Source organism: Kitasatospora sp. NBC_01302 (assembly GCF_035976515.1).
In the GTDB taxonomy this organism is placed as follows: domain Bacteria; phylum Actinomycetota; class Actinomycetes; order Streptomycetales; family Streptomycetaceae; genus Kitasatospora.
This window is the reverse complement of the sequence record NZ_CP108406.1, coordinates 59,244-73,070: the sequence shown is the minus strand read 5'-3', so window position 1 is coordinate 73,070 and position 13,827 is coordinate 59,244. Positions and strand designations below refer to the sequence as shown.

Annotated in this window: 14 protein-coding genes and 1 pseudogene; 7 read left to right on the top strand and 8 right to left on the bottom strand. The window is 67.3% G+C overall.

From position 1 onward, the window contains the following. Positions 1-31: 31 nt before the first annotated feature. Entirely contained in the window at positions 32-517 is a 486-nt protein-coding gene (locus OG294_RS40550) for a hypothetical protein (protein WP_327071997.1), read from the bottom strand. A gap of 37 nt (positions 518-554) precedes the next feature. Here OG294_RS40550 and OG294_RS40545 point away from each other — a divergent pair, with 37 nt between their 5' ends. From OG294_RS40545 to OG294_RS40525, 5 genes are all read left to right on the top strand, one after another. Then, positions 555-773, top strand: a complete 219-nt coding sequence (locus OG294_RS40545; RefSeq protein ID WP_327071996.1) for a hypothetical protein — start codon at positions 555-557, stop codon at positions 771-773. A gap of 844 nt (positions 774-1,617) precedes the next feature. After that, on the top strand, positions 1,618-3,132 hold the full coding sequence (locus tag OG294_RS40540) for a DNA primase family protein (RefSeq protein WP_442789400.1): 1,515 nt from the start codon (positions 1,618-1,620) through the stop codon (positions 3,130-3,132). Beyond that, the gene (locus tag OG294_RS40535) at positions 3,129-3,500 is read left to right on the top strand and encodes a DUF6009 family protein (protein WP_327071994.1); all 372 of its coding nucleotides are present in this window, start codon (positions 3,129-3,131) and stop codon (positions 3,498-3,500) included. The genes OG294_RS40540 and OG294_RS40535 overlap by 4 nt, the downstream gene beginning before the upstream one ends. A 241-nt stretch (positions 3,501-3,741) precedes the next feature. After that, positions 3,742-3,942: an acyl-CoA carboxylase subunit epsilon gene (locus OG294_RS40530; RefSeq protein ID WP_327071993.1), complete on the top strand. Its 201-nt coding sequence runs from the start codon at positions 3,742-3,744 to the stop codon at positions 3,940-3,942. A 42-nt stretch (positions 3,943-3,984) separates the two neighbouring features. Next, positions 3,985-5,586 carry an acyl-CoA carboxylase subunit beta gene (locus OG294_RS40525; RefSeq protein ID WP_327071992.1) on the top strand — a complete coding sequence of 534 codons (1,602 nt, stop codon included), beginning with the start codon at positions 3,985-3,987 and terminating at the stop codon, positions 5,584-5,586. A gap of 607 nt (positions 5,587-6,193) precedes the next feature. Here the strand turns inward: OG294_RS40525 and OG294_RS40515 are convergent. From OG294_RS40515 to rfbC, 3 genes are read right to left on the bottom strand one after another with little or no spacing between them, the layout of a single operon-like run. Beyond that, complete coding sequence (locus OG294_RS40515) at positions 6,194-7,177, bottom strand: aromatase/cyclase (RefSeq protein ID WP_327071991.1); 984 nt, start codon at positions 7,175-7,177, stop codon at positions 6,194-6,196. A 20-nt stretch (positions 7,178-7,197) separates the two neighbouring features. After that, a complete protein-coding gene (gene fabG, locus OG294_RS40510; protein WP_327071990.1) occupies positions 7,198-7,983 on the bottom strand; it encodes a 3-oxoacyl-ACP reductase FabG in 786 nt (261 codons plus the stop codon). Between the two features lie 32 nt (positions 7,984-8,015). Then, positions 8,016-8,654 (bottom strand): dTDP-4-dehydrorhamnose 3,5-epimerase, encoded by a 639-nt coding sequence (gene rfbC / locus OG294_RS40505; protein WP_327071989.1) that lies wholly within the window; start codon positions 8,652-8,654, stop codon positions 8,016-8,018. A 144-nt stretch (positions 8,655-8,798) separates the two neighbouring features. On the opposite strand from rfbC, the gene OG294_RS40500 reads away from it, so the two are divergent. Together OG294_RS40500 and OG294_RS40495 are read left to right on the top strand one after the other, a co-directional pair. After that, the gene (locus OG294_RS40500) at positions 8,799-9,788 is read left to right on the top strand and encodes an aldo/keto reductase (protein ID WP_327071988.1); all 990 of its coding nucleotides are present in this window, start codon (positions 8,799-8,801) and stop codon (positions 9,786-9,788) included. Positions 9,789-9,991: 203 nt separating this feature from the next. Next, the gene (locus OG294_RS40495; protein WP_327071987.1) at positions 9,992-10,894 is read left to right on the top strand and encodes an NAD-dependent epimerase/dehydratase family protein; all 903 of its coding nucleotides are present in this window, start codon (positions 9,992-9,994) and stop codon (positions 10,892-10,894) included. A 513-nt stretch (positions 10,895-11,407) separates the two neighbouring features. On the opposite strand, the pseudogene OG294_RS41335 reads toward OG294_RS40495, so the two are convergent. From OG294_RS41335 to OG294_RS40480, 4 genes and pseudogenes are all read right to left on the bottom strand, one after another. Next, positions 11,408-11,566: pseudogene (locus OG294_RS41335) on the bottom strand (ISL3 family transposase); the annotation flags it as partial. A gap of 571 nt (positions 11,567-12,137) precedes the next feature. Continuing rightward, the gene (locus OG294_RS40490) at positions 12,138-12,284 is read right to left on the bottom strand and encodes a hypothetical protein (protein ID WP_327071986.1); all 147 of its coding nucleotides are present in this window, start codon (positions 12,282-12,284) and stop codon (positions 12,138-12,140) included. Positions 12,285-12,357: 73 nt separating this feature from the next. Beyond that, positions 12,358-12,930, bottom strand: a complete 573-nt coding sequence (locus OG294_RS40485; protein ID WP_327071985.1) for a dTDP-4-dehydrorhamnose 3,5-epimerase family protein — start codon at positions 12,928-12,930, stop codon at positions 12,358-12,360. Positions 12,931-13,023: 93 nt separating this feature from the next. Then, entirely contained in the window at positions 13,024-13,797 is a 774-nt protein-coding gene (locus OG294_RS40480) for a class I SAM-dependent methyltransferase (RefSeq protein ID WP_327071984.1), read from the bottom strand. Positions 13,798-13,827: the final 30 nt, after the last annotated feature.

The following is a 13,827-nucleotide window of genomic DNA, read 5'->3' as shown; positions in this document are numbered from 1 at the left end:
GCCAGAATTTCCGGTCGATCCGAGATGCTGGTCAACCCCGGCGCTGAGGGAAGGCTCGGACGCCGCCGCCGGACTGTGCTTGCCGTAGCTGGTCGTTCTCGACCTCCAGGACGTGGATCACCCTGGCGAATGTTGCGAGTCGTTCCTTCAGCTCCCTGCGCTCGTCTCGTAGAGACGCCAGCTGTCCTCGAAGCTGCTCGTTGTCCTCCTTGAGTCGTTGTGCGATCCGTGGACGGTGGTCCTGGGAGCGGACCAGGGCATAGAAGAGGTCCTTGAGTCCGGTGTGCTTGTGCGTCAGTTTGTGGCGCTTGAGCTGTGCTTCTTCGGCGAGTGACTTGACGGTGAGCTGTCCATCGGAGTGCAGAGGGACGCCGGCCAGGAGACGAATCATGGCGTCGGTGATTGCGTGGGTCTCGGCACGGTCTTCCGCGCCTCCACGATTGGTGGCGGCGGCAGACGCAGCCAGGGCCATGCCGATGGTTTCGGCGATCAGCGGCGCCGTGGTGGTGTCGGACATGGGCGGATTCCTCAGCGCTGGTGATACGGCTGGCCTTGTGGACTTCGATCAGGGCATTGAGCGACTGCTGCCGCTGTTCAAGGCGACGCTGCATGGGATCCGGCAGGAGCCCGTCCTTGATCTCGGCGCGGAGCTGATCGATCTCCCGGGCGGCAAGGCCCATGTGGGCGTCGGTCCGGGAGATGTTGGGGCACTTGCTCTGCCAGCGGCTCTGGCTCGGGGTGCGCTGGGTCTCGGCCTCGGCCTTCCCTCGTGACAGGTTCCACAGTGCCTTGTGAGGGTCGTAGTTGCAGGTCAGGAACGCTTCCGAGTGGTCGAAGACCTGGAGGCGGGGGTTAGCGATGAGCGCTTCGCGCTTCGATCGCTTCCCCGATCTGACGGCGGTCCGGGCAGCGGAAGGAAACCAGGGGGCGGGGAGCGGCCGGGGTGTTGTCCGCGGACAACAGGGGTGACTCCGGTGAGCGATGGGTGACGTTCCGGTTCTAGGCACACAAGATCGGCACAATGCCCTCCGCTTTGGTCAACCCGGTGAGTTGCAGGTCGAGGTCAACAGGAGCGCCGCCTGGGCAGGTGTGCTCAACCACGGAACGGCCACCCCCTGCGGGCCACAGGGCGGGCAGCACCGGGCGGCATGTACCTCCAGGTGGCGACTTCAAGACCACCCTGCCCGATTGTGAGGCGGTGGTGGCAGAGAGGAGGGCGATGGCACTAGACCAGCCACCGGGTCGGGGCTGACTCCATAGCCGCTCAAGACGCTGGAGGTAAACGGGTTTCCGAACGGACGAGTTCACTGGGCACGTGGGCAGCGACTGAACGGGAGCGACTGTGAGGTCACTCGGTCGTTCTGAGGGGAGAGGTAAAAGCGCAGGTCAGAGCCTATACCTGGGAGCCACAGCGACTGAAGCGACTGAAGGTCTGGGTATATCAGCTCTACAAGAGTGTGTTCATGGTGAGCTCATAGATAGAGAAGTTGAGTCGCTTCAGTCGCTGTTTTACGTTCCCATGAGCCTTTGACCTGCTGGTTTGCAACCGTGAACTTCGCTAGGGTGGTTCCGTTCTTGAGTCGCTTCGGTCGCTTCAGTCGCTTCGGGGGAGTGCGCATGGCCGCTGAGGTGCGGGGTCTTCGTAGTCACCCGCAACAGGTCCAGACACGGACTAACGCCATTTCACGCCAGGTAGCGAGAGCCGAGGTACTGACCACCGCGAATGTGACGGCTCCCAGCCTGGCGGACGGTTCGCCGGAACTGCTGCCGGACACTCTCAGTGACCGCGGTAACGCCAAGCTCTTCATCAAGCTGTACGCCGCTGACTACCGGCATGTGCCCGGACTCGGCTGGTACCGGTGGGACGAGGCTCGCTGGCAGATCGATGAGGACGACAGCGTGTTGTGGGCGGCCGGTGAGCTGGCGGAGCGGATTGCCACCAACGACCCGCGTGGAATCCATTCCAGCAGTGCGTTGCGTCAGCACCGCCGCCGGGCACTGAGCACCAGCGGCATCAACGCAATGCTGGCTCAGGCGAGGACGGCCCCGAGCATGGTGCTCAATGCCACCCACCTGGACGCCGACCCGTACGCGTTGTGTACACCGGCTGGGGTGGTGGACCTGAGGACCGGCCTGGTCCGCACGCCCGACCCGAACAAGGACTTCCACTCCCGCTGTACCACCGCATCACCTGAGGCACGCCCCACTCCGCGCTGGAACCAGTTCCTCACCGACACCTTCGGGGAAGGGCCGGAAGGCGTACAGATGGTCGGCTTCCTTCAACTGCTGCTCGGCTACTCGGTGACCGGGGACGTCGGGGCCCAGGTCATGCCGTTCCTATTCGGGATCGGCAAGAACGGTAAGTCGGTGCTGCTGGACGTGCTGATGAAGCTGCTCGGTGATTACGCCGACGCGGCTCCGTCTGGGTTCCTGATGGCCCGCCCCTATGAGGGCCACCCCACCGACCTCGCCGAACTGCAGGGCCGACGAGTGTTGGTGTGCAGTGAGGTCAAACCAGGGGACCGGTTCGACGAGGCCAGGGTGAAGCTGCTCACCGGTGGCGACCGGATCAAAGCCCGCCGGATGCGGCAGGACTTCTTCAGCTTCGAACCCACGCACAAGCTTTGGCTGCTGGGTAACCACCGGCCCGAGGTGGGCACCGGCGGGTTCGCGTTCTGGCGCCGGATACGGCTGATCCCGTTCGAGCGCGTGGTGCCGGACGACCGGAAGGTCGACAATCTTGCGGATTTCCTGGTGACCGAGGAGGGCCCGGGGATCCTCAACTGGTTGATCGACGGCGCCCGCCGGTACCTGGCCGGCGAGCGGGACCTGACCGGTCCGGAACGGGTACGGATCGCCACCACATCGTATGCGGAGACCGAGGACTACACGGGGCGGTTCATCAACGAGGCCTGCCGGATGGGTCCGGAACTGCGCGCGGAACAGGCTCAGCTCTACGGTGGCTACAGGAAGTGGTGCCAGACTGAAGGAGTGCCGCCCATTTCCTCACGTGCGTTCGCGACCCGGGTCCGTGAGGTTGTGGGACTGGGCTCGCCCAAGGAGATGATCCTCTCCAACCAACGCAAGTACTACCCGGGTATCGGACTGCTCGCTGACGAGGAGGCAGCATGAGCGCTCTCATCGCGGAGGACGAGATCAGTCACGAGATGGCGCTCGTCTGGCTAGAGGACATCGGGAGCCTCGACTACGTCCGCCAGAGCCTGGATCGGCTGCCGACGCGCCGGAGCAAGCCCGCCTACCACCGCGGCGGGCGGATGGTCGGCTACGCGCAGCTGGGCCCGGGAGCCAAACCCTCACGCTCCTCGGGGACCTTTCGCCGACGAGTGTTCTGGCTACTGCCGCACGACCGGGACACCGAACCTGAGGGTCTCTACGCGACCGGCGCACCCGCAGAGGCGGTGGACCCAAGGACGGTGGAGCCGCGGAGCAAGGGGCGCAAGACCGAGCGGTCGGAGGGACGGGCCGCCTCTTCCGCATGAGGAGGCCGCTGGGGAGTACGAGGCGATACGGGAATCAGTCATCGGTGTCGTCCCTGCCGTCGGTTGCGGCAGGCTCCCAGCTGGCCGGCCTTGGCAAGGCCGGGGAGTGCACCCTGGCCTCGGCATGCCAGCGGCATCTGACGGGCTCGGGCGGGCGGCCTTCCTGACCGCACGTCCAGCGGGACGAGAGCGGTCCTTGAGCGGGGTAGCCGACCGTGGTCGAAACGCTGGAGGAGAGGCCATGGGTGATTCGGACCGCAGCGGACCACTGTTGTGCGTGGAGCGCGGGCGGGTCACCGAGGCGGAGCTCGCCGCGTTGACCGTTGTGCTGCTCGCGCGGTGCGCGGGCACGGCAAGTGCCCTCGACCTGGACAACCGGTCGCTCCCCAGCTCCTGGTGGCGGAGGCAGGAAATCTACCAGGCGCCGCGCAGCTGGCGTTGACGGCGGTCTCCCAGCCTCAGAAACGGAGCTGACGATATGCCAATGACGACTGACCTCGCTCAGGTCGACCTTTCTCCGGTCGGCCTCGGGCCGGTCGACTTCCGGAGCCGGGTCGCGGAGTTGCACGAGTTGCGTGCGGCGGTGCGGCGTGGTCCCAGTGACAAGGCGACCGAGGCGCAGCACGCGAAGGGCAAGTTGACGGCGCGTGAGCGCATCGATCTGCTGGTGGACGAGGGTTCGTTCCACGAGGTGGAGCCGTTGCGCCGGCATCGGGCCACGGGGTTCGGGCTGGAGAACAAGAAGCCGCACACCGATGGTGTGATCACGGGCTGGGGTGCGGTGCACGGGCGGACGGTGTTCGTCTACGCGCACGACTTCCGGATCTTCGGCGGGGCGCTGGGTGAGGCGCATGCGCAGAAGATCCACAAGATCATGGACATGGCGATCGCGGCGGGTGCGCCGCTGGTGTCGCTGAACGACGGCGCCGGGGCCCGGATCCAGGAGGGTGTCACGGCGCTGGCCGGTTACGGCGGCATCTTCCAGCGCAACACCCGGGCCTCCGGGGTGATCCCGCAGATCTCGGTGATGCTGGGCCCGTGCGCGGGCGGTGCGGCCTACAGCCCGGCGCTGACCGACTTCATCTTCATGGTCCGTGAGACCTCGCAGATGTTCATCACCGGTCCGGACGTGGTGCAGGCGGTGACCGGGGAGAAGATCAGCCAGAACGGGTTGGGGGGTGCGGATGTGCACTCCAGCGTGTCGGGGGTGTCGCACTTCGCCTACGACGACGAGCAGTCGTGCATCGAGGAGGTGCGCTACCTGCTGTCGCTGCTGCCGCAGAACAACCGGGAGATGCCGCCGGCCACCGCCAGCGAGGACCCGGTCGAGCGGAGCAACGACACGCTGCTGGACCTGGTGCCGGCCGACGGGAACCGCCCCTACGACATGCGCAAGGTGATCGAGGAGATCGTCGACCACGGCGAGTTCCTGGAGATCCACGAGCGGTGGGCGACGAACGTGATCGTGGCGCTGGCGCGGATCGACGGGCACGTCACCGGGATCATCGCGAACCAGCCGCAGTCGCTGGCCGGGGTGCTGGACATCCACTCCTCGGAGAAGGCCGCCCGCTTCGTGCAGATGTGCGACGCGTTCAACATCCCGCTGGTCACCCTCCTGGACGTGCCCGGCTTCCTACCGGGTGTGGACCAGGAGCACGACGGGATCATCCGCCACGGCGCGAAGCTGCTGTACGCGTACTGCAACGCCACGGTGCCGCGGATCTCGCTGATCCTGCGCAAGGCCTACGGCGGGGCGTACATCGTGATGGACTCGCGCTCGATCGGCGCGGACCTGTCCTACGCGTGGCCGACCAACGAGATCGCGGTGATGGGCGCCGAGGGCGCGGCCAACGTGATCTTCCGGCGCGACATCAACGGGGCCGAGGACCCCGAGGCGATGCGCGCGCAGAAGATCAAGGAGTACAAGAGCGAGCTGATGCACCCGTACTACGCGGCCGAACGCGGCCTGGTGGACGACGTCATCGACCCCGCCGAGACCCGCGCCGTCCTCGCCCACGCCCTGGCCATGCTCCGCACCAAGCACGCCGACCTGCCCAGCCGCAAGCACGGCAACCCACCGATGTAGCAGCCGCCGCCCGGCGGCCGACCTGGGCAGTCCGTCGGACCCGGTCTCGGCGCAGGCCAGTACGATCCCCGCTCTCAATGCCAGGGCCTGCGGAATCGACTGCCCTCGCACCCAGGCACCAAGTACCTGCCGTTCATGATCCGACAGCACCAGCACAGCCAGCTTTGGCCCAGGACGTCCCACGTGATGAAGAACGACTGATCAAGGACTCAGGACACCAGCCGGCAGCGTTGCCCAAGCGGCGGGCGAGACAGCCACACGGCGACACGCCGGTGGTGGCCGCGGGCACAGCGGAAACGCCACGGTGGAGCATCAGGGCCTCCTGGTGCGCGGTTGACTTGACATCACCGAGCTGTACAGGAGGCCCTTTTCCTATGCACGCGCCAACGAGCGTCTGCTTGAACGAGAATATTGTGCGCAAGAGTTCGAGTGGCGGCGTGTCGTACAATGTAACGATCGCTTCTTATGCGTGCTCGCCCAAGTGAAAGCCTGTCCGAGCCGCCACACCCGCGAATTTGCGCTCACCTTGACCTGATGGTGCAACGGCTTCCCGCACCACATCAATGAGCTCATGTCGCGGAAGCGAACCGTGGCTCCTGACCGCCAATCAGTCAGCGACGGCAACGCTCCGGGCGGCGGTCTCCGCGAACTCCTTGGCGTACCGCAGGGTTGTGGTGCTGTTCTTGCTGAGCGCGCTGCGTATGAACTCGGTCGCTGTGCTCACTGTCGCTCCCTCACCGAGCACTGTGGTGATCGTGTCCGGGTTGAGCACGACGAGATGCTGCGAGGTGGCGTCCACGCCACCGTCCTCTCGTTCGGTCAGCTGCCAGTACCCGGTGTGCGCCGTCATCAGCGCTGGCACCTTGGTCTGCTTGTACACGATGAGGGATTCCGGGAAGCACACGCGGATGGACTTCGTGGTGTGCACGTCTCCCGCCGGAGTGCGGGTGTCCATTTCCATTGCCTGAAGGTTCGGTACGTCCTCGGCCATCTCCAGCCGGGTGACATGCGGAACCCGCTCCGGCCACAACGCCGCCTGGTAGAGAAAGTCGTAGACCGCGGAACGCGGACCGTCGATGGACACGGTGTCGGTGAAGGAGAAGACCAGTTCGGGGCGGTTGCCGACTACCTCGGCGGCGACCTTGAGCGCCGTCAGCTCCGCCTCGCTGTTGCGGTCAATCGCGCTGGTGATCCAGTCCACGTTCTCCGGGGCGTCGCCGATCGCCCGGAACTCGTGGGTCAGCACCACGCGGGAGCCGCCGCCTGCGAGTGGCTCGGCCAGCCAGGCGCCGCTCATCGCGGCGATCGGGTGTTGGGAGACCTGCTGAGCAAAGGTGACGCGGTGGTTCGCCGCATCCAACGTCCGCCGGGAGGTCCAGTGCTTCACCGCGCCGTTGGCGGTGGCCCACAGCTTGATCACCTCGGTGCGCACACCGTCGGCGTCCGGTTCGGTGCGCTCGACCACCTCGGCGTGCACGGTGGGGCCGAAGAAGTGCGGCCAACGCGTCACGTCGGCGATGATGTCGAACACGGTCCCCGGGGCCGCAGCCACGTCGACGCTGTGCTCGGTGGAATGGGGTATCGCGGTCACAGCGGTCCTTTCAGGGGGGCTCAGTAGTTTCCGAGTCCGCCGCACACGTTCAGCGCCTGTGCGGTGATCGACGCCGCCACCGGCTCGGTCAAGTAATGCACGAGCCCGGCTACCTCGTCCGGTGTGGAGTACCGGCCCAGGGGGATCCTGGAGTTGAAGGCACGCAGCACCTCGTCCTCGTCGGTGGCCCACACCTGCGCGTAGCCCTGCCGGACCCGTTGCGCCATCGGAGTCTCCACGTACCCTGGGCATACAGCGTTGACGGTGATGCCCTTCGGGGCCAGTTCCTTGCCCAGCGCCTTCGTGAAGCCGATGACCCCGGCCTTGGACGCAGAGTACGGCGCGCCGAGCGGGACCCCTTGTTTTCCGCCGGTCGAGGCTATGTTGATGATCCGCCCGCCGGTCCTGGCGAGCATCCCGCCTGTAGTCAGCGCGGCTCGGGTGACCTGGAAGACACTGGTCATGTTGGTAGCGATGACGTCCTGCCACAGTTCATCGGTGATGTTCGCGGTCGGTCCGCCGCCGCTGCGCCCAGCGTTGTTGACCAGCACGTCGACCGGGCCGAAGCGGGACACTGCGGCCTCGACCATTGCCGTCACGTCGTGCACGGACCGGACGTCGCACGCCGTGCCGGCGACCTCGGCCCCGCCGCCGGAGAGTTCCTTGACCGTCACGTCGACGTCCTCGGCCGAGCGGGCGCAGACGAACACCCGAAGGCCCGTCTGGGCGAGCTTGCCGGCAACGGCCCGCCCGATGCCGCTCGTGGCACCGGTGATGATCGCAGTCCTGGGGTTCTTGGTGGACACTAGACCTCCTTGTTGTGCGCGGGTGGGCGGCCTCACCGGCCGTCGGCTCCCGCGAAGTCCCTTCCGGTCCCCTGGAACCGAAGGCATTCCTCGTAGGCAGGCAGTTCGCCGTCCGCCAGCAGCTGGGAGAGCATGCGAGCGGTGCGGTCCTTGTCGGACAGCACGAGCGGCTCGGTCGCGCGCCACGCGATGTTCACCTCGGGATCGAGCGGGTCGAGCGCAATCTCATCGCCCGGCACGTAGGGGGCCGAGCACAGGTAGTTCACGCATGTGTCGTCCTCGAGGATCTGGAAGCCATGTCCAATTCCCTCGCCGAGGAAGACCGCTTCGGGCTCGTGCTGGCTGAGCCGGCGCTCCACGTACTTACCGAAGGTCGGCGATCCCACGCGCATGTCGACCGCGACATCCAGGATGGCTCCGCGCACGCAGTACACGAGCTTCGCCTGACCGGGAAGCCGTGCGCCGTGCACACCGCGGATGACTCCGCGCCGGGACACCGAGCAGTTGACCTGTGCCGCGGTGAACGGTCGGCCGATCGCCGCGCGGAATGTGTCCTGGTTGAAGGACTCGAAGAAGAATCCGCGTGTGTCATGGTAGGACTTCGGCCTGACCACCAGCACGTTCGCGATGGCGGTCTGCTCGACCTGCACGGCTGGTTCGGGTGCAGCCACGTGTGCGGTTCCTCCCGCTTCTGTCCGGTCCGCCGTGCGGCGGCATCGCCTGCGATGCTGTGTCGCAGAGCTCGGGGCGGCTTGGAGGATGCTTGGAGCCGCGCACTCGAGCCGGTCTTGAGGACGGCCCGCCACGCTGGCTGGATGCGGCTCACGGAACCGGCACGTGACGACTGGATGGGCTCTGGCATCGGTATGGGGTGCATGGGCCTGTCCACGGTGGACAAGCCGACGGCGGCGACGCTCGTAGCCAGCGCGATCGACCACGGGATCACTCTGTTCGACACCGCCGACTACTACGGCCAGGGTGCCGCCGAGGAGGCCCTGGGAGCCGCCCTTCCACGGTCCGCACGCGAGCGAATCGTGGTGGCGACCAAGACCGGGATCGTGCACGGAGCACGCCGCGCAAGCCTCAACGGCTCTCCGGAACACATCCGCGCCGCGTGCGAAGGCTCCCTGGCCCGGCTGGGGGTCGAGAGAATCGGGCTGTACTACCTTGCTCGTATCGACCCGGCGGTACCGGTCGAGGAGTCGGTCGGCGCCCTGGCCGATCTGGTGCACGAGGGCAAAGTGGAGCGGATCGGGCTGTCCGAGGTTGCACCGAGCACGCTGCGCCGAGCGTGTGCTGTGCACCCGATCGCCGCTGTGCAGAGCGAGTATTCGCTGTTCGAGCGCCACGTCGAGGACGGCGTGCTGCCCGCCTGCACGGAGCGCGGGATCCCGTTGGTCGCCTACCGGCCGCTCACACTCGGTCTGCTGACCGACACACGAGCCGTCCTGGAGCACCTGCAGCCTGACGACTGGCGGCACCGGGACCCACGGCATGGGCCAGCCGCGCTGGCACAGAACCACCGCACTGCTGCCTCGCTCGTCGCCGCCGCCCGCGAACGCGGGCTCACTGCGGCGGCGCTGGCCTTGCGCTGGCTTAAGTCCGGACCGCACCGCGTGGTGCCGATTCCGGGGATGCGCTCCGAGGAACATGTCGCCGACAGCGTGGGGGCCGTTGGAGGGCGGCTGAGTGACTCCGAGTGGCACTTCCTCGCCGGGCTGTTCCCGCAGGGCTGCGCCGTCGGTGACCGCTATCTCAGGCCCATGCTGGACATGGTGGACGTGGAGCCCACGGAGGTCGGCTGACTTTCCAGCCGCTGGCCCGCAACGACTGTCAGGGGTGGGCCGGCCGGGCGCGGGTGTACCAGGTTGCCGGTGCCCGAGGCCGGCCGCAGGTCCGAGCCGCTGGCTTGAGTACCGCCCGGTGGGCTGACGTGGGATCAGCTGGCGGGCCGCCGGTCGAGCCCGCGTCGAACGTTCCTGGAGCGCCGAAGAGCAGAGTGGGCGCCGTGACGAGCACAGTGGTCCTCGGCGGTACGGGCTATATCGGCAGGCAGATATGCGAGGCGTTTCTCGCCTTGGGGCACCGGGTGCTCGTACTCGCCCGCGATCCTGCGAAGGCCCCGCCGGGTACGCGGGGGAAATCGGTCGACTTGGTGAACACCGATCCACGGGCGCTGGCCGGGTTGCTGACGGACGAAGGCTGCGACGTGATCGTCAACGCCGCGGGTGGTGTCTGGGTGTCCGACGAAGAGCGATACCGGTTGAACGTGACACTCGTGGAGAACCTGCTCGTCGCCACGACGGTCCTGGACCGGCGACCGCGGCTGGTGCACCTCGGTTCGGCGCACGAGTACAAGGAGTTCCCGCCGGGCTCCCCGCTCGCCGTGTACGCCGCTTCCAAGCATCAGGCGACGAAGCTGGTGGTGGCCGCGACCGAACGCGGCGCGCTCGACGGCGTGGTCCTGCGGCTTGCCAGTGTGCTGGGGCCGCACCCGGCGGCAAGCGGTCTGCTGGAGACGGTCATACCGAGGCTGAGGGATGCCAAGGCCTCCGGGCAATCGGCCGTCCTGTACGTGGAGTCGCCGCACGCGTGCCGCGACTTCATCGACGTCCGCGATGTCGCCGATGCCGTGACCGCCGCCACGGTCCACAGGGCGTCCGGAGTGATCGATGTCGGCGGTGGGAGGGTGGTGCTGGTCCGGGAGTTGCTGGAGCTGCTCGTCAAGATCAGCGGAGCACCTGCTGAAATCATCGTGCGCGACGCGGGCGGCCGGGCCAGCACGGAGGAGAGGTGCCTGGACATCACCACGGCCGAAGCCCTGCTGGACTGGCGGCCGCAGCGCACGCTGGAGCAGACACTGGCTTCGGCGTGGTCGGCGTACACCGGGAAAGGGATGGTCAGGGAGTGAGTTCCCCGCCTCCCCGGTGCTTGGCCGCGGTAGGCCGGCGCGGGAGCGGGGGTTGATCACCTCGGTGCCGCCCGCAGTCCGATGGCCTGGTGGGCGGTGGTGGACTCGGGTGGGCCCGGTGCGTTGCCGGTCGGTGGGAGTTCAGCGCTGACCCTCCGGGTGCTGGCCAGGTCTGCGAGGCAACTTCGGTATCGGTGAGGGCGGCGGCCTCGTCCGGCCGGGCCCGGAAGTGCGCCAGGAGCTCGGTGACCTTCATGCGGCAGCCTGAAGGTCACCCGCCAGCCCGGGGCGGAGGTGGTGAGGCGGTGGGCCATGCTCGCGGTGGAGGCCTCGTAGACGCGCAAGGCAGAGTTGTCGAGCCGGTGGTCGTACTCAAGGGCCAGGCGCCCGACCACCCATCACCTGGGCTGCGGGACGAAGCCCTGCCCTGGCCAGCCGGGTCACGGCAAACGACCCCGACGGTAATGCCCACGCGGTGACGAGTGCCGGCGGCTCAGCCAGCAGAGTGAGGCGGAGGCGGTGGCCGGCTCGGCCGAATACCTGGCGCTTCAGCGTCACGATCCGGTTCACGTGCCCTTCAACGACGCCGGAGCTCCAGCGCAGGCTCAGGCCTGTCGGGACGGTCTCCAGGTCGTGGGCCAGGCTATCGGCGAAGCCGCGCAGTTCCGGTAGTCGCACGCTCGCCGAGCTGGGGCGGCCGAGGACATCGACTGTTCGACCTCGGCAGAGTACCGATCATCTGGCATCGTTGTGGAGGCAGCGACGGGATCCCGAGCTCTTGGCCGGAGGCCCCGAGAAAGCCCGTTCCCAACGGCATGACCCCGTGGAGATCCCGGTGCGGTGAGGGCCGCACACCGGGTTCTGAAGGCGGGTCGGGGAAACCCACCGGGAGTAGACCCGGCATGGCGCCCCGGCCCGACCCAACAACCTCGCCCACGCGGTCGAACCGACTGTGGCCCGCCACCACAAGTCTCTCAAGCAGCTGACGATCCAGCCGAGCGACACTGGCCCTGCCCACCGTGCAGTGCCCTGATCCCCGCACCGTGATCCCGACCGCGTAGCGAACCGCAGCCCCGGGCGTGCCGCCGTTCGCCACGCGCTGGGCCAGGCCGGTGACGAGGAGGGGATAGGCAGCCGTGAACGCATCCAGGTCGACCTGTCCGGGCGCCGGCATCGACTGTTCCTCGGCAGCGTCGCTGGGCACGAAGGCTGAAAGCCCCGTGATCCCGGTGGCTCCGCCGGATTAGAAGCCGACGGTGTGCAGCACCTCGACCGAGCACTCGATCACCAGGTTGAGGGCGGTGACACGGCCGAGGCTGGCTCCCAACGCGACCTGGGCACCGTCGCGGTGGGCGAGCAAGATCTCGCGGACCAGCAGGGCCGTCCGCATCAACGCGTGAAGGAGATCCCGATGGAGACTGTCCGCACCGATGCGATGATCGCGGGCACGACGCGGTCAACCGTCACAGAGCAGCCTCCAGCTCCAGGCTCGTCGCGTAGTCCGGCAACATCCCAGCAGCCTTTGCCCCGGCGAGCGTGGGTGCGTCGCGGTCACGCGGGGACAGGATCAGATCCGTGTCGACGTCGATCGGCAGGCCGATCGCGGGATCCAGCGCAGAAATCGCCAGCTCATGCTCGAGCACGTAGCCCTGAGACATCGTGTAGACCATCATGGTGTCGTCGTCGAGCGCGAGGTAGGCGTGCCCGACCCCGACCGGGAGGTAGGTGCACCGGTAGTCGGCCTGGTCGAGCAGCACGGCGTCCCACTTGCCGAACGTCGGCGAACCGACCCTGAGGTCCACCACGAAGTCCATGGCCCGGCCCTTGGCACAATAGACGTACTTCGCCATGCCCGGCGGTGTCATGGTGTAGTGAACGCCGCGCAGGACCCCGCGGGCCGACACGCTGTACGCGGACTGCACCAGCGGGAACCGGTGCCCAACCGTGTCCTGGAAGGTGTGCTCCTGGAAGGTCGGGACAAAGACGCCGCGCTGGTCCGGGTACACCGTGGGGGTGAACTCGAAGGCACCCGCCACGGCGAGTTCCCGGCTGCCGGCAGTAGACGCGCTGCCGGTGTCACCGGTCCTGATTGACGTCGTCCTGCCTTCGAAATGCCCTGTGACCACGGCTCACTCGCCCCACTTGAAGTAGATGACGGGCGGTTCGCGGCCCGGCACCTGGCGCAGGTGGGCGTGGTCGAGGCCGAGGACCTCCCGCAGCGCGGTGGTCTCGCCCGGCCACTTGGGGTGGGCCAGCTCGTCGAAGGCCAGGATGCTGCCCTTGGTCAGGTGCGGCCGGATGGCTTCCAGCATCTCCCGCGTCGGCTGGTAGAGGTCCATGTCGAAGTACGCCAGCGCGATGATGGTCTCCGGGTTGTCCTGCAGGTACTGCGGGACGGTCTCCCGCACGTCGCCCTTGACAACGAAGCTGCGCTGGGTGTGCCCGTACGGTTCGCTGGCCTCGTGCGCCGCCAGCACCTCGCGCAGGTGGTCCACCTCGTCCACCGGCACGGCGAACCGGCCCTCCACGGCGCTCGGACTGACCTTGTCGACCTCGGAGATCTCCGGGAACCCGGTGAACGTGTCGAATCCGATGATGCGCCGCAGCGAGTTGTACGGCTCGTAGATGCTACGAAGTGCGGTGAGCGCGGCAAGATGCCGGCCATGCAGGACACCGAACTCCATGATGACGCCAGGGACTTCGGGCAACATACGGTACAGCGCGTCCATCGACAGCAGGTCTGCCAACTGGTGGCGGCGCATGTACACGGCCAGGTTGTCGATCAGGTAGTGCGTGGGGAGCGGGGTTTCTGCGAGGAGCTTCGTCAGCCGCTCGCGGACGTCGCGCTCCTGCGCGGACTCGTGTGGCACGATCCGCGGATCGGTGAACTCACCTGATGCCATGGTGACGTGTGTCCTTTCTCCGTATGGGCC